Source organism: Sorangium sp. So ce406, assembly GCF_051474675.1.
Classification (GTDB): Bacteria; Myxococcota_A; Polyangia; order Polyangiales; family Polyangiaceae; genus Sorangium; species Sorangium cellulosum_G.
The window spans coordinates 1,854,057-1,876,024 of sequence record NZ_CP150340.1 but is presented as its reverse complement, the minus strand read 5'-3'; the positions used below and the strand labels follow the sequence as shown (position 1 = coordinate 1,876,024).

The window sequence follows — 21,968 nt, the reverse complement described above, 5'->3', positions numbered from 1 at the left end:
CCAAGGCCCACCGAGCTCATTCGGCAAAGATCCACCTAGTCCCGTCAGCTGCGACCCGTCTGCCGGAGGCCGAGCCCAAGCAACTCTGTTCGCCAGAGCCCCGTCAGGCATCGCCGCTGCTGGTCGGCTAGACGTACCGCCCCTCCGTGGCCACCACGCCCCCTCGGCTATCTGCATCAGCTGATACTACACGACTCTGCCCCGTGTGGGTCGCTCCTCGGCCCCGCGAGCGGGGTCGAAGCGGATCCGTCTGAGATGAATTCACCCAAGATAGTTTGCCTAACGGCTAAAATCGTCCGCTCGGCTGTCAAGGCTTGGCATCGTGAACCGTTCCTGGATCCCCGGCGTTCCCGGAGCTCCGCCCCCCAGAACAGTGCCAGGAGGTGCGCGTCGATCTCCCCCTGAGGCGACAGCGCCCGGCCGATGACGTAGGCCAGCGGCTCCGCGACGGGAACCTGCCCGGTCCGACGCCACGCAACCGGCGTCCCCGCCCCGTCGATACCTCGGGCATGATCGACCCCGACGAGCTCGACGCCATCGAGGAAGCTGTTCTCGCGGAGGAAGCCGAGACCCTCTCCCTGCTCGTCGCGCTCGGCCTCGTGCTGGAGCTCGCCTACTACGGCTCCGACTGTTCGCCGCGACCTGGCGGGCCGGGTCATGGTGGCGGGCGGCCAAGATCGGGGAGGCGTGATGCCTCGCGGCAGGCATGCCTGCGGCGGCGGGATCCCGTGCCCCACGTACAGCTACAGCGGAACGCCCCAGGAGTCGCTCGCCGGAAGCACGGCGGCCGGGCGCCCTTCGCCCTGCGGCAGGCATCCCTGCCGGAGGTATTCCTGCTTTGACGCGGAGCGGCATTTTCGCTGGCCTCGCGGAGTGAGCTAGCCATGCGAGCAGCCGGAACGGTAGCGAGGGTCAGACAGATGCCTCCGAGCGCCTACCCAAAGCGGCGCACAATGCGCATAGTCCTTCTTCGAAGCTTTCCGCTCGGCGCGCCTGATCCCTCTGGCCCTCTCCTGCGGCTCGTCGTGCGGCTTATCATGCCAAGTCAAGTTCGTGTTCTAGCAAGCCGATCTTCTCGGAAAACACGACGTCGCCGGAGTAACTTGGATAGAGAAACTTGGTGGAAAGTCGCATAATTTCATACAGTTACCCACCTACACAGTCGACCGCGCTGCACTACCATTTCATAAGAACGCAAGTTGGACAGATGAATTTTCATCTCGATCAAATATTTATCAGACTCGTATGACCCTTTCGCAACGCCCCGCTCGCTACGTCGTGGAGGCCATCGCTCGCGACGCGCTCTTCTTTCGTCGTCTGCTCGAGGTGGGTCGTCACCATCCGAACCGCTCGTTGATCTTCCTTGGCCTCGTCCCGACCGCATCGATGTTCATCGTCGAGAGCTACGGAAGCCTGCTGCCCTTCGCTCCCGAGCTCGGTCAGTTGCTATCACAGGAGAATCTGGACCTCGTCCGGCCCGCCCGGCATCGCGCCAAGCTTCTCCTGAGCGATCGAAGCCAGATCACCGATACTGCTGCTGAGCTCGCAAAGATCGCCACCCGCCAGCGCGAAGCATTCTTGCGGCCTCATACTGGCCCGCTGCGATGGCTCAAAAGAATAGTTCAAGCTGACATGGGAGTCTTCACGTTCGATGGTCACGTGTTTTCGTCAACCCACGCCGCCATCTTTAGCTTCGGAACCGATGAGGAACTAGAGTCTATTGGACACGACTTTGGATACCTCCTGGGGAAATACATCTCGACCCTGGCGTCTGGAATGCGATTTGAAAAACCATTCGACACTGGATCGGCAACCCCGCCAATCGCACCAGTCGAGATGAAAGATATAAAATTTGAGTCCCTCTACAAACGTGGACCCCTGGGTTCTCTCGAGTTGGGCATGGCAGCTGCATGCTCAATTGTTCTCGCGAGTGTGAACATGACCCACCGAATGCTTAGATCAATAGTGGACCCGACGGAACCGACGTTCTTTAAGCTCAGGTTTCTTAGCGCCTATCATGCACAGTCGAGTATTCAGCTACTTCAGGACGCGCTTCGCCCCGCGGGGAAGCTCTCTCCTGCCGCCGCCACGGTATTCGTCGAGGTGCTTCGACATCCATTCGCGCGCTGGCTTCGAGGGCGAAAAGAACTTCGCGATGTCCTCGTGCACTACCAGCCGCGGCTGCCCGGCCGATTTGACCCAACTACGACTGCAGATACGGTCGTCGCCAGTCTTCTAGGGCGCCGCAGTATGGCTGACGTAGACCAAGATTTAGACACCTTTCTCGATCACATCACATTGATACTGTCAGGCGGTTTCGCTCTTGACCGACACACGTTCTGGTACGGCGCTGTCGAGCCCGACAAACGCGCGAGGTAGTATGCGGTTGCAGGCTGAGGGCGAGTTTTCTCCTTGCGGTCAGCCGGCCCGCAGCGACTGAACAGCAAGGCGCAATGTCGACACGCACTGCCACTGCTTGAGCACCGCGATAAGGCGTCGGCGGCCCCGGCGGAGCCGCGAGAAGGCGGTCCCGAGGGGCAGCCCGAGGCTCCGTACGACCTCGCTCACCTGCTCACTCTCGCTCAAGAGGATGCGCACCTTGCGCTCCCGGGGCTCCACTAAGCAGAGCAGTTCCAGCAGGGCACGCGCCTCGAACTCCCCACGGGGGGATGGCACCCGGCCGGCGACGTAGGTCAGCGGATCGGGGACAGGGACCTTCGGGCGGCGGTAGGCCTTCTCGTGGTACTCCCCGGCCTAGTGGACGGCAGCAGCGTGCAGCGTGGCCGCGGTGGCGTTCAGAATGGGATTAAGATCGCGCGTGCCGGGCGCGAGTGAGGTCGACGACAGGCGCTACCCGCGGCGTCGCCTGCGGGCCGCTGAGGAGCTCCGCGAGGGTGCGAGCGGCGATCTGCGCGGTCGCGAGGTCGCCCGCCGCGTGGGCGGCAGTGATGGTCTGCGTGAGGGTCGCGACGAGCACCTGGCGCGGACTGCTCGCCGGAGGCGTGATCAGGGCTGCTTCGGGTCGGGGAGAGGTCGCCAGCGCCGCCTGCTCCACGGCCGCCGAGAATCCCGTCGAAAGCGTCACCGAATCGTCCGGCCGACCAGAGATCGCGGGGTTAGCGCCCGCGATCGGCGTGTTGACGTCGACCTCGATCCCGTCGAAACCTGCGTAAATCCGCTCGATCGTGTCATCCCCCTCCCTCAGACGAGGGCGCGGCACCGGTGCCCGACCCGACTGCTGGTCGTGACCATCGACGCAGCGATCGCGCGGTGGTGCGCGCGGCCGATCGACACGGGCCACCCCGGCTTGACGTTGACGCCGCTGGTGCTCGGGCCCGAGGGCGTCCCGGTCGTCACGGACGCCGAGCAGGCGAAGGCGGCACCCGAGGCGGCCGTGCTCTCGGCGATGGCGCACGGGCAGAGCGCGTCGGCGGAGGCGATCGGCGCGGCGTTCCTGGCGGCGGCCGCCGGGCTCGACGAGGAGCGCCGCGCTGTCTATGCAGATCTGGTGCTATCCTCGTTGAACGAGGCGGTGAGGCGGACGTTGGAGGCGACGATGAAGAGCGGTTACGAGTTCCAGAGCGAGTTCGCGCGCAGCTACGTGGCCAAGGGCCGGGAGGAAGGGCTGCGGGAGGGTACCCTGAAGGCCAAGGCGCAGGCCGTGCTCGCCTTCCTCGCGGCCCGCGGGCTGGAGGTCCCCGCGGAGGTGCGGGAGCGCGTCCTCGCCAGCACCGACCTCGCCGAGCTCGACGGGTGGATTCGCCAGGCCGCGATGGTCAGCGACACAAGGGAGCTCCTCACCACGACCGACTCCTGAACGGACACCTCGGGTTCCGAAGGCCGCCAGCATCGCCTTTCCCGCCGCCCCCCGGGAGCTCCCCCTCTCGCGGAGCCCCAGACCCCGAGATCGGGGCACGCGCTAACCCCCGGACGCGCGCGCTCCGCAGATGAACCCGGGCGACGACATACGGTAGCCTCACCCCTCGTGGATCCGTCCGACCCCGTCGCCCGGTACCTGCCGACCCTCGGGCGCGCCCGCGCGGAGGGCCTCACGCTGCCGCCAGGCGACCCGGCCGAGGAGCGCCGCGTGGCCGCGCTGGTGGTGCTCGCGTCGATCGTGCGCCGCGAAGCCTGGGCCCAGGTCGTCGACCTCAGCCCGGAGGCCGCGCAGCAGCTCGAGCGGGGAGCGCCGCCGCTTCCCGACGCCTTCCAGGCCCGCGACCACCGGCGCCTGGCCGAGGACCTCGGCCCCCGGCCCTGCACCGCGTGCCTCGGCGCCGGCACAGCGCCGGCGGCCTCCACGCCCGCCGACGCTGCGCCCGCCCGGTGCGCGTCCTGCAAGGGCGGCGGCCGCATGCGGCGGACGCGCCTCCTCCACGTGCACGACCGCCTGATCGAGGTGCGCGAGCTGTACGCCCCGCCCGAGATGTCCTTCGTGCCCGCGCTGTTCTCGTTCGAGGGCACCCTGAAGCGCTCCCTGGGCGCCGCCGATCCCCCCGAGCCCCTGCGCTGCCTCGACCTCCGCCCCCGCGCCGTGCGGACAGCCTACCGGGGCGGCGGCGACCGGGTGGTCGAACCGGAATTTTACAGTCACCGTTTTGCCGGCACGATCGAGATCGCGGCGGCCGCGCTCGCCGCGCTCGCCGCCGGCCGGCGCGTCGTGGCGCAGGCGGTGCGCGCCTATGCGTGGCCGCTGCTCTGGCTGCGCTACGGCCCCGGCGAGCCCGCGCGCGACGTGGTCGTCTTCCCGGACCTGACTGGCGCGCTCCAGGTCTTCGCGGGCGCGGCCCAGGGCGGGCGCGAGGGCGCGCCGCGGGAGAAGCTGCGCGCACGCGGATAGGCAGGCTCCCGCCCGCGCCCCCCTCGCCCGCCCCACCTGAGAAATCCCCTCCTTGTGCAGCGCTTTTCAGCGGAGAAATTGAACAGGGAGGCGGAGAGACAGGGAGTATCTTGAAGATTTTTCTCCCCGCCTCCCCGCCTCCCTGTGAATCTTCTCAAGAATCCGAGGGAATTCCTCGCCCGCCCCACCTCACTCGGCGGCCGACGGCTGCGACCCCGGACCGGGCTGGATCCCCGGCTCCCCCGCCTCGACCGTCCCCTTCGTGGGATCGAACGACCGCCCCGTCCAGAGCCCGAAGACGAACCAGCCGAGCAAGAGCGCGCCCAGCGCGAACGCCGTGTCGCCGAGCACCCGCATCCAGCGCAGCGTGTCCATCAACCCCGTCTGCAGGAACTCCGCCGACCGCGCATACCAGGTGCCGCGCTCGACAGCGGCCCACGCCTGCAGCAGGCCGATCGGCAACAGGCTCAGGAGCACCATCGCGGCGAGACCGCCGTTGATCAGCCAGAACGCGGCGGCGAGCGCGCGCTCCTTCCACGCGAGCCCGGGCCGGAGCGCGCGCAGACAGAAGAGCATCAGCCCGAGGCCCAGCATCCCGTACACGCCGAACAGGGCCGTGTGGCCGTGGACCGGCGTCGTGTTGAGTCCCTGCATGTAATAGAGCGCGATCGGCGGGTTGATGAAGAACCCGAACAGCCCCGCGCCAACGAGGTTCCAGAACGCCACCGCCACGAAGAAGTAGATGGGCCACCGGTAAGCGCTTATCCACGCCGCCCGCTCGGTCCCGCGCGCGATCCGGATGTTCCCCCACGCCTCGAAGCCGATGAGGACGAGCGGGACGACCTCGAGCGCGCTGAACACCGCGCCGAGCGCGAGCACCTCGCTCGGCACCCCCGTGAAATAGAGGTGGTGGAACGTGCCGATGATGCCCCCGGCGAGGAATATCACCGTCGAGAACAGCACCGCGCGCGTCGCCGGCGCCACGCGGATCAGCCGGAGACGCGCGAAGAGGAACGCGATCACGACCGTGGCGAACACCTCGAAGAACCCCTCGACCCAGAGGTGAACGACCCACCAGCGCCAGTACTCGGCCGTGACGAGCGGGCTGCGCTGCCCGTACATCAGGCCAGCCGCGTAGAAGAGCGGGATGGCGAGGCTCGCCAGCGCGAACAGGAGCAAGAGCGGGCGGCTCTCGTCGCGGCGGGCGAGCGCCGGGCGGAGCGCCCGCATCATCAGCCAGAACCAGAAGACCAGGCCGCCGAAGAGCAGGATCTGCCAGAAGCGGCCGAGATCGACGTACTCGTAGCCCTGCGCGCCGAACCAGAACCAGTACTCGCCGAGCCGCTGCTGGATGCCGAGCCACTCGCCCGCGAGCGAGCCCACCACCACGAAGAGCAGCGCGGCGAAGAGCACGTTGACATAGAGCCGCTGGCCTCTCGGCTCGACGCCGCCCACCGCGGGCGCGACATAGAGCCCGGTCGCGAGCCACGATGTCGCGATCCAGAAGATGCCGATCTGGACATGCCATGTCCGCGCGACGGAGTACGGCAGCCAGCGATCGAGCGGGATGCCGTAGAAGCCCGACCCCTCCACGCCGTAGTGCGCCGTGATCGCGCCGAGCGCCACCTGGACGACCCAGAGCGCCGCGACAACGAAGAAGTACTTCACCGTCGCCCGCTGCGAGGGCGTCGGGCTCAGGCCGAGCAGCGGATCCCGCCCGGGCGGCGACGCCGCCTCGGGCTCGTGCTCCCTCGACGCAAAATACCACACCATCCCGCCGACCCCGGCGAGGAGCAGGACGAAGCTCACCACGCTCCAGACAACCGCCTCGCCGGTCGGCCGGTTGCCGACGAGCGGCTCGTGCGGCCAGTTCTGCGTGTACGAGACGGTCTCTCCGGGGCGCTCCGCGGCGGACGCCCAGGCCGTCCACCAGAAGAAGGCCGCCATCGCGCGCTGCTTCTCGGCGTCGACCAGCGCGCCCCGCGGGATCGCGTACTCGTCCCGGCCGTCGCCGAAGACGCTCGCGTAGTACACGGCGAGCGCGTCGAACGCCTCGGCGCGCGCGGGATCGATGGAGATCGTGCCCTGCGCCGGGTCGTAGGTGTTCCGGCGCATGCGCTCCTGGAGCCGCGCCTGGAGGGCCGCCTGCCGCTCGATGTCGAGCGCGGCGAACGAGGGAGCGCCCTGCTCCCGCGCCCACCGGTCGAGGACGAAGACGGCCTCGCGATGGAGCCAGTCGGCGGTCCAGTCCGGCGCCACATAGGCGCCATGACCCCAGATCGAGCCGATCTGCTGGCCGCCGAGCGACTGCCAGACGTTCTGCCCGTCCTGGATGGTGCGCCCCTCGAAGAGCGTCCGGCCCTCGGTCGTGACCACGCGCGCCGGGATGGGCGGCCCCGAGAGGACAGCCCGGTACCCGACGCCCCCGAGCACGGCAAAGGAGGCCAACAGGACGACCGCGAGGGCAATCCACAGCTTTCGGTACTCCATTCCTGATCTCCCGTCTCGTTCCGCTCCTCACCCTCGCTGCGCATCGAGGGCGCAGCGGAGCGGCCCCGGAGCATACACAAAACGGGCCGGCGCGCGACGGCATGGGGGGCACGGCGCCGCGGCCAGGGCGGCGCCGGCCCGCGTGCTCTCAGGGACGCGGCGTCAGGGAGCCAGCCGGCTCATCCCTCCTGGCGAGGGAGCCGAGGCACGGTGTCTGGACCAGGCGCCGTCACCGCACGACGTGCAGCATCCCCATCATGCCGGCGTCGGCGTGGTCGAGGATGTGGCAATGGAACATCCACATCCCGGGGCGGTTGTCGTAGCGCACCACGAAGCGCGCCGCGCCGTCGACAGGCACGTTCACCGTGTCCTTCCACTCCAGCGGCCTGACCGGCTGACCGTCGGCGCCGAGCACCTGGAAGAAGAAGCCGTGCAGATGAAAAGGATGGTCGAAGACCATCGTGTTCTCGACCGTCCACACCGCGGTCTCGCCCACCGCCGCCACGAGCGGCTCCGCCTCCCACGAGGGCACGCCGTTGATCCCCAGCACGAGCTCGCCCGGGCCCTCCCGCTGCGTGAGCTGCAGATCGACGCGCCGCGCGCCCGCCGTGTCGAGCGGCGCGATGGCCCGCGCGACCTCGGGGAGCGGCTCGTCCTCGGCCGCTCGCTCGTCCGCGAGGCGGAGCCGGAAGGCCTCGACCTCGGGCCGCCCGAAGGTGGCGCCATAGCCGCGATCATAAGGCACCCAGCGCACGGGGAGCGTCGCGCCGGGCGCGCCGCGCGGCTCGATCAGCACGTCGGCGCGCTCGCCGGGGGTGAGCAGGATGCGGTCCGTCTCGACCGGGTGCTCCAGCAGCCCGCCGTCGCCGCCGATGCGGATGAAGCGATGTCCGTCGATCGCGAGCTGGTAATAACGTGACCTGGCCGCGTTGACGAGCCGCCACCGCTGCCGCAGCCCGGCGCGCGCCTCGATCACCGGGTTGACGCGGCCGTTGACGAGCAGGACGTCGCCCTCGCGCCCGAACAGCGTGCCGAAGCTGCCGCCCGTGTCCGGCGGCACCAGCGCGCCGTCGTCCTCCACGCCGATGTCGCTCAGCACGAGGACGAGCTCGTCCCCGAGCGCCGCGGGCTCGGCCGGATCCTCGACGAGCAGCGCGCCGTACAGGCCATTGCCCGCCTGCGCGGCAGAGTCGACGTGCGGGTGATACCAGTAGAGACCCGCGTCGGGGACGACGAAGTCGTAGGTGAAGCTGCCGCCCGGCGCGGTCTCGGGCTGGCTGTGCCCGGGCGCGCCGTCCATCTCCGCCGAGAGCCGCACGCCGTGCCAGTGAATCGTCGTGGGCGCCGGGAGCTCGTTGCGAAAATGCACGATCACCCGATCTCCGACCCGGGCGCGGATCATCGGGCCAGGGATCCCGCCATCGTAGGTCCAGGCCGGCGTCCGCAGGCCGGGGACGATCTCCACCTCCTCGACGCGCGCCGTCAGATCGACCTCGACGACCCCGGCCCTGGCATCGAGATCCACCGCCGGGCGCAGCGCCACCGCGCGATCCCACCCTTCGGGCTGAGACGGCGGCCCCCCCGCGCAGCCCGACGCGGCGGCCACCAGCAAGAGGCAGAGAGGAAGGCTCGTGTTCTCGCTCGACATGATGCGCGTCGAGCTTACCATCCCGTCCAGGGCCGAAAAAGGACGCTGTCCCCGCAAATTCTGCCGTGCTGGCGCCGCATGACACGCCGCGTGACACACGCGTGATCCGCTGCGCGACGCGGCGATCCCGGCGCTACTTCGGCCAGGTGAACCGGAACGTGGCGCCCTCGCCGAGCGCGGACTCGACCCACACCCGCCCGCCCCGCGTCTCGATGATCTTCTTGACCACCGAGAGGCCGATGCCCGCGCCCTCGACCTTGTCGCGGGCCTCCAGCGTCTGGAAGATGCCCCAGATGCGGTCGTGGTACGCGGGCGCGATGCCCGGGCCGTTGTCGGAGATGGCGAACTCGTACGCATCGCCCGCCGGCCGAAAGGTGAGCCGGACGAGCGGATCCGGGCGCGACAGCGCCGAGTATTTGATGGCGTTGCCGAGCAGGTTCATGAACACCTGCTGCAGCGGCACCCGCTCCGCCATCAGCGTGGGCAGCCCCGGCTGCACCTCGATGCGGACGTGCTCCGGCGGCGCGAGCAGATCCAGGCTGTCCTTGACCATCGCCCCCGTGTCCACCGGCGCGGCCGACTCCCGCACCCGCCCCGCGCGGGAGTAGGCGAGGATCCCGTCGATCAGCGCCTCCATGCGGTGGACGCGCCCGAGCAGCAGCCGCACGTGCTCCTGCGAGCCGGACGACAGCTGCTCCCCCACGTCCTCCTGGATCCACTGCGCCAGGCTCGCGATCCCGCGGAGCGGCGCCTTCAGGTCGTGCGACGTGACGTACGCGAACCGGTCGAGCTCGCGGTTCGACTGCTCCAGCGCCTGCGTGAGGCGCGCGAGCTCCGCGGCGCGCTGCTCGGCCTGCTGGCGCGCGCGCACCATGTCCGTGACCTCGATCGCGTGGGTCATCACCCCGAAGGCGCTGCCGTCCTCCCCGATCAGCGGCTGGTAGACGAAGTTGAAATACGCCTCCTCCGTCCGCCCGAAGCGCTCGACCCGGACGAGGGCCTCGTTGCCAACGTACGGCTCGCGCGTGGCGAGCACCTGGTCATACAGCGCGGGGAAGCCCTGGTCGACGAGGTCCGGGAACGCCTCCGGCACCGTCTTGCCGAGCAACGCGCGGTCGCCGGTCACGTGCGCGTAGAGGGGATTGGCGGCCTCGATGACGTGGCTGGGCCCGCGCGTCACCATGATCGCCGCCGGCGCCTGCTGGAACACGTCGTTCAGCCGGTTGCGCTCCGCCTTGGCCTCCGCCAGCGCGCGGTCGCGCTCGATCCGCGTCCGCACCTCCTGGGTCACGTCGAAGACCGTCACGGCGACGCCGCCCACCGCGCCCGACTCGTCGCGGACGGGGCTGTAGCAGAGCGTGAGGTGATGCTCCTCGACCTGGCCGTGCGGCGCGATCGGGTACATCGTCTCTTTGAACGAGATCGTCTCTCCCTGGAAGACGCGCGGATAGATGCCCTCGTTGATGTGCCAGACCTCGGGCCAGCACGCCCGGTTGCCCTGCCCGAGCCCCGCCGGGTGCTTGTCGCCCATGAGCAGCCGGTAACCGTCATTGTAAATTTGCACGAGCTCCGGCCCCCAGAGCACGATCATCGGGAAGCCCGAGCCGAGGACGATGCTGACCGCCGTCTTCAGGCTCTGCGGCCAGCGCTCGACAGGGCCGAGCGCCGTCGCGCCCCAGTCCTTCTCCCGGCAGAGCGCGGCCAGCGCGCTCGTGCCGGGAAACACGTCATCGACGGTGGCCGCGCGGCGGCCTCCGCCGGCGGTCACGGCGCTCTCTGCGGGAGCGAGTGGCGTGCGAGGAGCTGGCTTCATTCCTGGACGTCCGTGCGGACAGACGAGCAAACGTGTCCCGCGACGTCAAGTCCATCATCCCTGCGTGATCCCCGCGCGAGCGCGCCTTGGCGAGCTCTTCAGACGTAGCGCCCGACCGCGTCGAGCAGCGCGATGAGATCGATGGGCTTCTTCAGGATATCGACGTGTCCGAGCTCGGTCGCGCGCGGCGCCGCCCCCGCCGTGAGCACGATCACCGGGACATCGGCGATCGCGGGCGTGCGGAGCTGCTCTGCGCGGAACGCATATCCATCCATGACAGGCATCATCAGATCGAGCACGATGAGCGCCGGAGTCGGCGCCTCGCGGAGCCGGGCCAGCGCCTCGGCGCCGTTCCCGGCCGTCATCACCTGATATCCCTCGTCCGACAGGACCTCGACGAGCGCCTCGCTGACGCCGCGGTCGTCTTCGATGACGAAGATCACGCCCTCTCGCGAGGGGTCACTCCCCAGCTCAGGTCCGCGCGGGACATCCGCGCTGTCTCCCCCGCGCGCTCCGTTCGCGTCCATCGAACGACCCCATAAGCCTTTCCTCCGCAGCGCGCAATTTGAATCGCGCCGCGCGGGTCGAGGCGCGCGCCGACGGATCGACCATGGATGCGCTCATGACGGTACGCGAGGCGGGCTCTTCCGCGTCGGCGAGGCGCGCCCCGGTCGCGATGACCGCGGTACGAGGGCTGCATGCGCGCACGGCATGAACGCGCACGGCATGAACGTCGCCGTGATCTTCTATTCTCTCCACGGCGATACGGCCGCGCTGGCGGCCGCCGTCGCGCAGGGCGCCGAGCAGGCCGGGGCGAACGTGCGGCTCCGGCAGATCGAGGGCCTCGCGCCGCCGCAGGAGAGGTGGAGCTCGAGTGAGCGGATCCGTGCCACGCGGGAGCGCCTCGCGTCCGTCCCGCTCGCGCGGCACGCAGACCTGTTCTGGGCGGACGCCATCGCCCTCGGCTCGCCCGCGCGCTACGGCGCGATGAGCGCGGAGCTCCGCCGCTTCCTCGACGGCCCGGGGCAGATCGCGGGAGACCTCGCCGGCAAGGTGGCCTGTGTGTTCTGCTCTCCGTCCACGATCCAGGGTGCCCAGCGCGCCGCGCTCCACGCGATGATAACCTCGCTCCTCCGTCATGGAGTCATCGTCCAGGCCCCGGCCCGCGCGCAGATGGATCCGGCGGAGACGACGAGCGCGGCGGCGCGTCGCGGCCCGCCCGAGGCGCCGGGCGGGCTCGATCTCGCGCAGGCGCGCGCCCTCGGCCGCCGGCTCGCGCTGCTCGAGGATCGGATTCACGGATAGGCGCGGAGACCCGGCCGATCCGTCGGCCTGTGCCGTGACCGCGCCGGCGCCTCGGGCCCTGGAGTCCCGGACAAGGGCGCAGCAAATCAGCAGGAGCTCGCCTCGCTTTACGGCGCACGGGAAGAGCGCGGTCGCGATGGGCTGTTACACCTCGGTACCTCGCTACTGGTCGGAACCGATGGACTGCCAGGCATCGCCCTAAGGGGCCGCCGGCGCTCACCTCAGCCGTAGACAGGAAGAAAGCTGAACCATCCAATGAGCGCACAGGCTCAGCGCAAGAACTATCGCCCTTCGCCGCCGCGGCGCGAAGGAAGGATATCGAGGCTCTCCCTGAGGAGCACCGCGCAGCGGCTCGCCGCGCCCAGCCGCTCGGCGGGCGCGGAGCGGCTCCGGTTCTTCCTCCGGGTGGGCGCCTATTTCAAGGGCGAGTGGGCGCGCATCGGGGCGCTCTCCCTGCTGGTCTGCGTCTCCATCGCGATCAGCCTGCTCCAGGTGTGGCCGGTCGCCGTGATCGTGGACCTCATCTCGAGCGGGCCGCGCGAGGGGGACCTCGTCCATCGCCTGCTGCTCGCGCCGCTCCCGGACAGCCTGCTCGGCCGCGTCCTCGGGCTCGCGGCGATGACGCTCGTGCTCCGCGTGGCGCAGGAGTTCGTGGGCATGGGCCGCGCCCTGCTCAACTTCCGCATCGGCTACGGCGGGCTCATGCGCGTGCGGTGCGACGTGTACCGGAAGCTCCAGGCGCTCCACATCGGCTACCACCGCGCGCAGCCGCAGGGCGACGCGCTCTACCGCCTGAACCAGGACGCGACCGGGTTCCACGGGATCCTCAACGTGGCGGTCTCGGTGCTGGGGAGCGCGCTGACGCTCGCGGTCATGCTCTGCATCATGGCCGCGCGCAGCCCCGGGCTCACGCTGCTCGCGCTCGCCGTGGTGCCGCCGCTGCTCCTGACGAACGTCAAGTTCGGCCGCGCGCTGCACCGGAAGTGCACCGAGGCGAAGGAGGTCGAGAGCCAGCTCACGACGTCCGTGCAGCGCTCGATGGCGTCGATCGGGCTCGTCCAGGCGTGCGGGCGCGAGGCGGACGAGGAGGCGCGCTTCCACGCGACGCTGGGCAACAGCGTGAAGGCCTGGCTCAGGCTCCACCACGACGAGCTCCGCCACACGCTCACGGTCGGATCGATCCTCGGGCTCGGCGGCGCGCTCGTGCTCGGCTACGGCGGCCACCTCGTGGTCGAGGCCCGCACGGGGGCGGCCGACGCCGGCATGACCCTGGGCGCGCTCACCGCGTTCCTCGGCTACCTCGGGATGCTCTACGACCCGCTGTGCAAGCTGACCGGCGCCGGCGCCGCGGTGCAGGGCGGCGTGGCGGGCGCGCAGCGCGTCTTCGAGGTGCTGGACCGCGACCAGGCGGTGACCGACATCCACGACGCGGCCGCGCTGCCGCCCGAGCCGCGCGCGCTCTCGCTCGAGAACGTCGGGTTCGAGTACCGCCACGGGCACCCGGTGCTGCGCGGGGTCGACGCGACGATCCGGCCCGGGGAGATGGTCGCGTTCGTGGGCTCGGCCGGCGCCGGCAAGACGACGCTGTTCAGCCTGCTGCCGCGCTTCCACAACCCGACGCACGGGGCGCTGCGGCTCGACGGCATCGACACGCGCGCGGTCCGGGTGGCCGACCTGCGCCGGCACATGGCGCTCGTCCTCCAGGACAGCATCCTCTTGCCGGCGACGATCGCCGAGAACATCGCCTACGGCCGCCCGTCCGCGACCGACGCGGAGATCCGCAAGGCGGCCGAGATGGCGGGGGCGGCGGGCTTCATCGAGGCGCTGCCGGACGGCTACGGGACGCAGATCGCCGACGGCGGGCTCAACCTCTCCGCCGGCCAGCGGCAGCGCATCGCGATCGCGCGCGCGCTCCTGTCGGGCGCGCCCATCCTCGTGATCGATGAGCCGACCGACGGGCTCGACGCCGAGCACGAGCGGACCCTCGGCGAGGCGCTGCGCTCGCTGAAGGGCCAGCGCACGATCATCCTCATGAGCCACCGCCTGAGCACGGTGGTCGACTGCGACCAGATCTTCGTGATGGAGCGCGGCCGCATCGTCGAGCACGGCGCGCACGCGGACCTGCTGCGGCGCGGCGGCGTCTACACCACCATGGCGCGCTGGCAGCACCTCCACACCGGCCACGCCGGCCCGCGCGCCGAGGCCCGGCCCGGCCCGCGCCGCGCCCACCCGGAGCCGTTCCGCGGCGACGACGCCGTGATGGGCTGATGGGCTGAAGGGCTGATGGGCTGAAGGGCCAAGGGCCGAGCCGGACGGAAGCCGCGCTTTTCGGCTCGCCCGGCGCCCCGGCGCGCCCCCGGACGTGATAGACGTCCGGGGGCGCGCGCGCGCCTGACGCCGGATCGCCATCGATGCTGCGGGCCACGAACATCGACAGCTTGAGCCGCGAGACGTTCGACGTCCTCGTCCTCGGCGCCGGGATCAACGGCGCGGTCGCCGCCGCCGCCCTCGCCGGGAGGGGCGCGAAGGTCGCGCTGATCGATCGGGGCGACTTCGCGGGCTTCACCAGCCAGGAGTCGTCGAACCTCGCCTGGGGCGGTATCAAGTACATGGAGAACTTCGAGTTTCCGCTGGTGCGGAAGCTCTGCGTCTCGCGGAACCTCCTCCTCCGGAGCTACCCCTCGACGGTGCAGGAGATCCGGTTCTACACCGCGCACGAGCGGGGCTTCCGGCACGGCCTGTTCAAGCTCTTCCTCGGCACCTGGCTCTACTGGATCATCGGCAGCTTCTTCACGAAGATCCCCCGCCTGCTCTCCCGCCGGACGATCGCGCGGGAAGAGCCCATCATCAACCTGGACGGCTGCGACGGAGGATTCGAGTACTCCGACGCGTACCTGGTCGACAACGACGCGCGGTTCGTCTGGGGGTTCGTCCGCGCCGCGCTCGATCGCGGCGCGTGCGCCGCCAACTACGTCGAGTCGCTGGGCGCGCGGCGCGACGGGGACGCGTGGGTCACGCGGGCCCGCGACGTCCTGTCGGGCAGGGAGCTCGCCGTCCGGTCGCGCGTGCTCGTGAACGCCTGCGGTCCGTTCGTGGACGCGCACAACGCGCTCACGGGGCAGCGGACGGGCCACCGCCACATCTTCTCCAAGGGCATCCACCTCATCGTGGAGCGGCTGACCCCGAGCCGGCGCGTGCTGACGTTCTTCGCGGACGACGGCCGGCTCTTCTTCGTGATCCCGATGGGCTCGCGGACGTGCATCGGCACGACCGACACCCGCGTCGAGCGCCCGCAGACGGAGGTGACGGCCGAGGACCGCCGCTTCGTGCTCTCCAACATCAACAAGCGCCTCGACCTGCCCCGCCCGCTGACCGAGGAAGACATCATCGCCGAGCGCTGCGGCGTGCGCCCCCTGGCGGTGCAGGACGGCGGCGGCGCGGCGGACTGGCTGCAGCTCTCGCGCAAGCACGTCCTCGAGGTCGACCGGGCAGAGGGCCACGTGAGCATCTTCGGCGGCAAGCTGACCGACTGCATCAACGTGGGCGACGAGGTCTGCGCCGCCGCGCAGGAGCTCGGCGTCGCGCTGCCCCGCCCGGCGGCGCGCTGGTACGGCGAGCCGGACGAGGCGGTTCGTCAGGAGTTCTTCCAAAAGGCGCTTCAGCTCGACCTCGACGGGCTGACGCCGCCGCGCGCCTCCGAGAAGCTGAGCGCGCGCCTGTGGCGCCGCTACGGGGCCGACGCGCTCGATCTGCTCGACGAGATCCGGCGCGACCGGAGCATGGCCGACGCGCTGATCGACGGGGCGGACGACCTGCGGTGCGAGATCGCGTATGCCGCGCGGCGCGAGATGGTCGCCAGGCTCGAGGACTTCCTGCGGCGGCGCACGAAGATCGCGCTCCTGATCCGCCGCGACGAGCTCGCGCGATCGCCCGGGCTGCGGGAGGCGTGCCGGATCCTGTTCGGCGACGACGCCGACCGGCGGCTCGAGGAGTACTTCGAGGAGCGCGGCGCGCAGCGGGCCGCGAACGCGCCCGCCGCCGAGCTGCCGCTCAGGTAGCGCGGCGCGCGGCGACAGCGTGCGCTCACCCACGAATTCGGCTGCTGATGCGTGATCATGGGGAGTCATCGACCATCCCACGCACCATCGCTCCACATGTAGGTCAACGAGGCAGCGTCGAGGGAATCTGCGGTTGTCATCTCCCACTTCCGCCGGGCGGGACGCCGCCAAACGTCGGCGCGCCACCGCGCCCCGCTCACGATTCGACGCGCTCGGGGGCGCGATGGGCCGCTGATCACGCGGCGGCGTCCGCCCCGTGTTGTCGCCCTCTCCAACGTCCCCATTCGCCAGGCTGATCGGATCGCATGGCCCTTCGATGGCGTGCTTGACAAGCAGGGTTGGCCGTCGGGTACGCTAGCCAATCACGATGACCGGGAGGACATGAGGAGCGTGAAAAGGATACGCAGGCGCTCCACACGGGCACGGCGGTCAGCGATCGGGTCAGCCCTGGGACACCTCGCGTGTCAAGCGCAGATCGCATACCGCTGGATGTCATCGTGTGCGCGGCAAGACAATGATTCGGCTGCTTCTGTTCGGTACCGCGCGCTTTGCTCCCTCTCCAGCCTTCTCGGCGCGGGCCATCGACGCGAGGCTCCCCGCGGGACTCGCCGCGTCCTCCGGACCCCGCGCGCGCCGGCGCTCCTGCTCGCGGCGGCGGTGCTCGTCGGGTGTTGCCTGCTGCTGCTCAGCCCGCCCAGCACCGCCGGCCCCGAGGCCACGCTCTACGTTTATGCGGTGACGCCGCTCCGCGCTCGAGCGCTCGAGCAGAAGATCGAGGAGTCGATGCCCGGCGTCGATGTCACGGTGTTCGGCAAGCTGAGCGATTTCAAGACGGCGCTCGAGACGACCCCGCCGAACGCGGCGCTCTCGCCGAGGCCGGTCCTGGCCTCGCTCAACCGGGGCGCCGACCTCCAGGGCATGAAGGCGGGGAGCGACGCGGAGCAATACCTCCTCATCTCGACGAGGGGGCTGACCAGGGAGATGTTCCCGTCGCTGAGGTACGGGATCGTCGATCTGGTCGAGCGAAAATCGCTCCCGAAGTTCGTCGCCGGGCTCCTCGGCGTGAGCGTCGCGCCGGAGGTCCAGCGCGTCACGAAGATCGAGGATCTGCTGCAGCTCCTCCAGTTCCAGACGGCCGACGCGGTGCTCCTCCCGGAGCGGTTCCGCGCTGATTTCGAGTCCAAGAGCAAGATGAGCTTCACCATCCTGAGTCTTTCGACAGCCAAGGTAGGCCTCGTGGCGGTCACGTTCCTGAGCGATCGTCCCGCTGTCGAGTACGCCGTCCGGAGGCTCCCGAAGCACGTGATGGCCGATCTGGGGGTGGACGAATGGAAATGAGATCGACCCGCCCCCTCCGCCGGCGCTCGCTGTGGCGAGCCTCTGCCCTCGCGGCGCTGATGCTGACGCTGAGCTGCTCGTCGGGCACGGCGCAGCACGTCGCCGTGGATCCGGCGCCGCCGCCCGAGACGCCGCCCCCGGACGGGAGGCCCGTCATCTCCGTCATCGCTCCCGCGGGCTCCCAGCTCGACGGCATGCTGGAGTCGCTCCGCGTCGAGCTGTCCGACGACTACCGTGTCACGATCTCGCCGCTGCGCGTCGAGGAGTCGAGCCCCGATAACGTGGGGAGGATCGTGGCGCGAGATCGACCGCGGGCGGTGGTGCTGGTCAACAACTCGACCGTGCTCCTCTACCGCAACTGGGCGCGCACCACGCCGACACCGCCGGTCGCGCTGATCCTCATGGCGTCGTTCGCCGAGGAGCTCCAGCGCACCGTCCCCAACTCGGTGGCGATCTCCTACGAGGTGCCGGCGGTCACGGCCATGGTGGGGTTGCGCACGCTGGGCCTCGACGTCCGTCGCGTCGGCGTCGTGTACCGCCAGGGCTTCGCCCGCCATATCGCCCGGCAGGAAGACCTCATGCAGGTGGAGAAGCTGACCTTCGTGCGGGAGGAGCTCTCGAACAAACCGCACGTCCAGGATCTCCGCGCCGCGCTGGTGAACCTCCACCGCGCCGAGGTTGACGCGATCTGGCTGCCGAACGACAATGGCCTGCTGAGCCCGGCGTTCCTGACGAACGTGTGGCTCCCTTATGTGGACCGGCTCGACGCGCCGGTGGTCGTGGCCGTGCGCTCGCTCGTCAACGAGCACGCGGAGTTCGGGACGTTCGCGGCCATCCCCGACACCCAGGCGCTCGCCGTGCAGGCGGCGGATCTCCTGTACGAGCTCGCGGAGGAGGACTGGAAGCTCCGCGCCTCGGACGTCCGGCTGCCCATCTCCGTGAAGCGCCTGGTCGACGTGCGGCTCGCGCGGCGGTTCGGCCTTGACTCCAGCCAGTTCGGGCAGGTTGACTTTCTGATCGGGCGGTGAGCGCGCATCGCGGGAATGGAGGAGCCATGCAGGTACTCTCTCAACCGGACACATGGTCTCGAAGCTACGGGCCGGCTCGGACCATGGCGCGCCCGGGCGATGGCTCGACGCTCCCGCCACCCCGAGGGCGTCGCCCGCGCGGCGCGCGGTCGTGGAGGGAGCGCTCATGATCCGGGTGCTCGTGATCGATGACGACGACATCGCCCGTGAGGCGATGTGCTCCGTGCTTGTCAAGGCTGGTTACTATGTCTTCGAGCTGGCCACGCCCATCGGCGCGACGTCGGTCATCAAGCGCGACGGGATCACGGTGGTCGCGCTCGACATCAACATGCCGACCATCAACGGCGACAAGCTGGCCAAGCTGCTCCGGGAGAACGCGCAGCTCTCGAACCTGGGGATCATCCTCGTCTCCGGCTGTGACGTCGAGCAGCTGAGCGCGCTCGGAGAGAAGGTCGGCGCCGACGGCATCGTCTCGAAATCGAAGCTCCACGTCGCCCTGGCGCCGGCCGTCGAGCGCGCGGCGGCCGCGCGCGCCGGGAAGGGCGCCGCGCCCCCGTCCTCGGCCTCCTCCCTCCCCGCTCCCCCGTCCTCGGTGAGGCGCCCTCGATAAGCATGGTTACCCCGAATACCCACGGGTCGCTCCGCATCAAGCTGCTGCGCCTGATCCTCGGCGCGCTGCTGCTCCTCGGCGGCGCGACGCTCCTGTCGAGCGGCGCGCTCATCTATTCCGCCGATCGCGAGGTCCAGGCCAAGCGCGAGGAGGAGCTCCTCGGTAGCCTCGAGGAGAAGGCCCGCCTCCTCGGCTTCAACCAGGCGCTGGCGCTGCGCAGCCTGGTGGCGGACAACCTGTTCGGGGACGTCAAGGCGCTCATCTTCCAGACCGTCTCGGAGAACAACGACATCGCCTATGGACTGTTCTTCGACGCGGAGAACCGGGTCTGGGCGGCGAGCGGGCTCGGTCAGGCGGCTGGCGCCAAGGACGCGCCCGCCCTCACGGCGAAGGATCTGCAGGCCCTCGGGATCAGCGCGGAGCACCACCCCCGGCTCGTGCTGAAGCGGCGGCAGAACCCGATGGGCGGCAGCGACGTCCTGGAGGTCGCGGCCCCGGTCGTCACGGAGGGGACGCACGCCGGGACGGTGATCTACGGCATCAGCACGAAGAGCGTCGTCGAGCGCATGGTCCAGGCCCGGGAGCTCGCCAGGAGCCGGCTCGTCACCACGCTCGGGCTGATCGGGGCGCTGATCCTCGGCAGCGTCGCGGCCAGCTATTTCCTCGTGAAGCGGGTCGCGGTCCACATCACGGAGCCGCTGTTCGCGCTGCGCTCGGCGGCGGGGGCCATCGCCAACGGGCTCCGCTCGAGCGCGCCGCCGTCCCAGACGACCGGCATCGAGCCGAAGAAATGGGAGCGCGTCCGGATCAAGAGCGGCGACGAGCTCGAGCTCCTGGGCGAGGCGTTCAACAGCATGGTCGAGGCGAACGAGCAGGCGTTCGAGGAGCTGCGCGTGAAGACGGAGCAGGCCCTCGAGGCGTCCCGGCTGAAGAGCGAGTTCCTCGCCAACATGAGCCACGAGATCCGGACCCCCATGAACGGGATCCTCGGCGTCATCCGGCTCATGCAGAACCAGCCGCTCGACGGCAAGATGCGGCGCTACGTGGAGACCGTCGACGCCTCCGCGAACACGTTGATGGCGATCATCAACGACGTCCTCGACTTCTCGAAGCTCGAGGCCGGCAAGTACGTGGCGCAGCACGTCTCCTATGATCTGCGCCTCGTCGTCCAGGAGGTCGCGGAGCTGATGGCGAGCCAGGCGCACGAGAAGGGGATCGAGCTCGTGTACCGCGTCGAGCGCCGCGTCCCCACCGGCGTCGTGGGCGACCCCGACCGGTTCCGCCAGGTGCTCACGAACCTGGTCGGCAACGCGATCAAGTTCACCGACCGCGGCGAGGTGCTGGTCGACGTCGCGGCGCCCCAGCAGGACAAGAGCTCGGCGCTCGTCAAGCTCGCCGTCGTGGACACCGGCCCCGGCATCGCCGCCGACGACCAGAAGAAGCTGTTCGCGGCCTTCACGCAGGTCGACGGCTCGATGGTCCGCAACCACGGCGGCACGGGCCTTGGGCTCGCCATCAGCAAGCACCTCGTGGAGGTCATGGGCGGCGAGATCGGCGTCGACAGCACGCCGGGGCAGGGCAGCCGGTTCTGGTTCACGATCAAGGTCGGCGTCACGTCCGGAGGCGAGCAGATCCGCTCCGCCGAGTGGGCGAGCGGGCGCCGCGCGCTGGTGGTCGAGATCAGCAAGAGCTGGCGCGATGTCGTCGTGGAGCACCTGGTGGCCTGGGGCTTCGACGCCGAGTCCACGACCTCCGGCAGGGACGCGATCAGCCGGCTGGAGCTCGCGCTGCTCGAGAAGCGGCCGTTCAGCGCCGCCGTCGTCGGCGTGCAGATGGACGATCTCGACCTCGAGGCGTTCCTCCGCACCATCCGGTCGGTGCCGGGGCTGGAGAGGCTACCCGTCGTGGCGCTCTACCACATGGGGTCGAGCGTGGCGCTGAGCGGGCTCGAGTCCACCGTGGTCACGCAGCTCCCGAAGCCGCTCCGCGTGTCCGAGCTCTACAACACGCTGCAGAGCGCGCTCACCGGCACCAAGATCGCGCCCGTCAGCAAGCCCGGCGTGGAGCCGGGCAAGATCGCGAGCAAGCTCCCCGTGCTCGTCGTCGATGACAACGAGATCAACCGCTACGTGGCGATGGAGCAGGTGGAGCAGCTCGGCCTGCGCGTGGAGACCGCGTGCAACGGCCTGGAGGCTCTCGAGTGCGTCCAGCGGAAGCAGTACGTCGCCGTCCTCATGGACTGCCAGATGCCGGTCATGGACGGGTACACCGCCACGCAGAAGATCCGTGAGTGGGAGCGCGGGAAGAACCGCCACACGGTGATCATCGCGCTCACGGCGCACGCCCTTGTCGGCGAGCGGGATCGGGTGCTCGCCGCGGGCATGGACGACTACCTGGCGAAGCCCGTGCGGCCTCAATCGCTGCAGAAGACCCTGTGGCGGCACGTGGTGCTGCACCGGGACGAGCCGGAGCCGGCGCCTGCGCTCACGAACGGCGCCAGCGAGCCGGCGCCCCTGCTCGTGCTCGACCCCGAGGTGCCGCGCTCGCGGAAGCTGATCGAGCTCGTCCTCAAGAACGTCCCGCAGCAGCTCGACGGGCTGGAGGCCTCCCTGCGGGCGTCGGTCGCCGCAGAGGTGAAGGCGAGCGCTCACAAGCTGAAGGGCAGCATGCTCTCGATCGGCGCGTCGCGCGTCGCCGAGCTGGCGGAGAAGATGCAGTTCGCCGCCGGCCGGGGAGAGCTGCCGGCGACGGGCGATCTGGCGCGGATACGGGAGGAGTTCGATGCCGTCAGCGTCGCTTTGAAGGAAGAGCTCGCCGCGACCGCCGAGGCGACGTGAC

Annotated in this window: 16 protein-coding genes; 10 read left to right on the top strand and 6 right to left on the bottom strand. The window is 69.9% G+C overall.

All coding sequences use genetic code 11. The features are described 5' to 3' along the window. Nucleotides 1-176: 176 nt before the first annotated feature. Nucleotides 177-659, bottom strand: a complete 483-nt coding sequence (locus WME96_RS06915; RefSeq protein ID WP_437289375.1) for a hypothetical protein — start codon at nucleotides 657-659, stop codon at nucleotides 177-179. Between the two features lie 586 nt (nucleotides 660-1,245). On the opposite strand from WME96_RS06915, the gene WME96_RS06910 reads away from it, so the two are divergent. Beyond that, nucleotides 1,246-2,379 carry a hypothetical protein gene (locus tag WME96_RS06910; protein ID WP_437289374.1) on the top strand — a complete coding sequence of 378 codons (1,134 nt, stop codon included), beginning with the start codon at nucleotides 1,246-1,248 and terminating at the stop codon, nucleotides 2,377-2,379. A 427-nt stretch (nucleotides 2,380-2,806) separates the two neighbouring features. Here the strand turns inward: WME96_RS06910 and WME96_RS06905 are convergent, their stop codons facing one another. Then, entirely contained in the window at nucleotides 2,807-3,220 is a 414-nt protein-coding gene (locus WME96_RS06905; RefSeq protein WP_437289373.1) for a hypothetical protein, read from the bottom strand. Nucleotides 3,221-3,244: 24 nt separating this feature from the next. Between WME96_RS06905 and WME96_RS06900 the strand changes: the two genes are divergently transcribed. Then, a complete protein-coding gene (locus tag WME96_RS06900; protein WP_437289372.1) occupies nucleotides 3,245-3,817 on the top strand; it encodes a hypothetical protein in 573 nt (190 codons plus the stop codon). A gap of 168 nt (nucleotides 3,818-3,985) precedes the next feature. Then, entirely contained in the window at nucleotides 3,986-4,840 is an 855-nt protein-coding gene (locus WME96_RS06895) for a hypothetical protein (protein ID WP_437289371.1), read from the top strand. 189 nt (nucleotides 4,841-5,029) lie between these two features. Here the strand turns inward: WME96_RS06895 and WME96_RS06890 are convergent, their stop codons facing one another. The 4 genes from WME96_RS06890 to WME96_RS06875 all read right to left on the bottom strand — a co-directional run bounded on the left by WME96_RS06890 (nucleotide 5,030) and on the right by WME96_RS06875 (nucleotide 11,234). Further along, nucleotides 5,030-7,330: a nitric-oxide reductase large subunit gene (locus WME96_RS06890; RefSeq protein ID WP_437289370.1), complete on the bottom strand. Its 2,301-nt coding sequence runs from the start codon at nucleotides 7,328-7,330 to the stop codon at nucleotides 5,030-5,032. 229 nt (nucleotides 7,331-7,559) lie between these two features. Beyond that, complete coding sequence (locus WME96_RS06885) at nucleotides 7,560-8,978, bottom strand: multicopper oxidase family protein (protein ID WP_437289369.1); 1,419 nt, start codon at nucleotides 8,976-8,978, stop codon at nucleotides 7,560-7,562. 133 nt (nucleotides 8,979-9,111) lie between these two features. Further along, nucleotides 9,112-10,746 (bottom strand): ATP-binding protein, encoded by a 1,635-nt coding sequence (locus WME96_RS06880; protein ID WP_437289368.1) that lies wholly within the window; start codon nucleotides 10,744-10,746, stop codon nucleotides 9,112-9,114. A 143-nt stretch (nucleotides 10,747-10,889) separates the two neighbouring features. Then, complete coding sequence (locus tag WME96_RS06875) at nucleotides 10,890-11,234, bottom strand: response regulator (RefSeq protein WP_437289367.1); 345 nt, start codon at nucleotides 11,232-11,234, stop codon at nucleotides 10,890-10,892. A gap of 268 nt (nucleotides 11,235-11,502) precedes the next feature. Between WME96_RS06875 and WME96_RS06870 the strand changes: the two genes are divergently transcribed. The 7 genes from WME96_RS06870 to WME96_RS06840 all read left to right on the top strand — a co-directional run bounded on the left by WME96_RS06870 (nucleotide 11,503) and on the right by WME96_RS06840 (nucleotide 21,967). Continuing rightward, nucleotides 11,503-12,096, top strand: coding sequence for an NAD(P)H-dependent oxidoreductase (locus tag WME96_RS06870; RefSeq protein WP_437289366.1), 594 nt, complete (start codon nucleotides 11,503-11,505; stop codon nucleotides 12,094-12,096). Between the two features lie 255 nt (nucleotides 12,097-12,351). Further along, on the top strand, nucleotides 12,352-14,364 hold the full coding sequence (locus tag WME96_RS06865; RefSeq protein ID WP_437289365.1) for an ABC transporter ATP-binding protein: 2,013 nt from the start codon (nucleotides 12,352-12,354) through the stop codon (nucleotides 14,362-14,364). Nucleotides 14,365-14,507: 143 nt separating this feature from the next. Beyond that, entirely contained in the window at nucleotides 14,508-16,154 is a 1,647-nt protein-coding gene (locus WME96_RS06860; protein WP_437289364.1) for a glycerol-3-phosphate dehydrogenase/oxidase, read from the top strand. Between the two features lie 657 nt (nucleotides 16,155-16,811). Next, nucleotides 16,812-17,492 carry a hypothetical protein gene (locus tag WME96_RS06855; RefSeq protein WP_437289363.1) on the top strand — a complete coding sequence of 227 codons (681 nt, stop codon included), beginning with the start codon at nucleotides 16,812-16,814 and terminating at the stop codon, nucleotides 17,490-17,492. Next, the gene (locus WME96_RS06850; protein ID WP_437289362.1) at nucleotides 17,489-18,520 is read left to right on the top strand and encodes a hypothetical protein; all 1,032 of its coding nucleotides are present in this window, start codon (nucleotides 17,489-17,491) and stop codon (nucleotides 18,518-18,520) included. The genes WME96_RS06855 and WME96_RS06850 overlap by 4 nt, the downstream gene beginning before the upstream one ends. Nucleotides 18,521-18,686: 166 nt before the next feature. Continuing rightward, on the top strand, nucleotides 18,687-19,130 hold the full coding sequence (locus WME96_RS06845) for a response regulator (RefSeq protein WP_437289361.1): 444 nt from the start codon (nucleotides 18,687-18,689) through the stop codon (nucleotides 19,128-19,130). A 2-nt stretch (nucleotides 19,131-19,132) separates the two neighbouring features. Continuing rightward, nucleotides 19,133-21,967 carry a response regulator gene (locus WME96_RS06840; protein ID WP_437289360.1) on the top strand — a complete coding sequence of 945 codons (2,835 nt, stop codon included), beginning with the start codon at nucleotides 19,133-19,135 and terminating at the stop codon, nucleotides 21,965-21,967. Nucleotide 21,968: the final 1 nt, after the last annotated feature.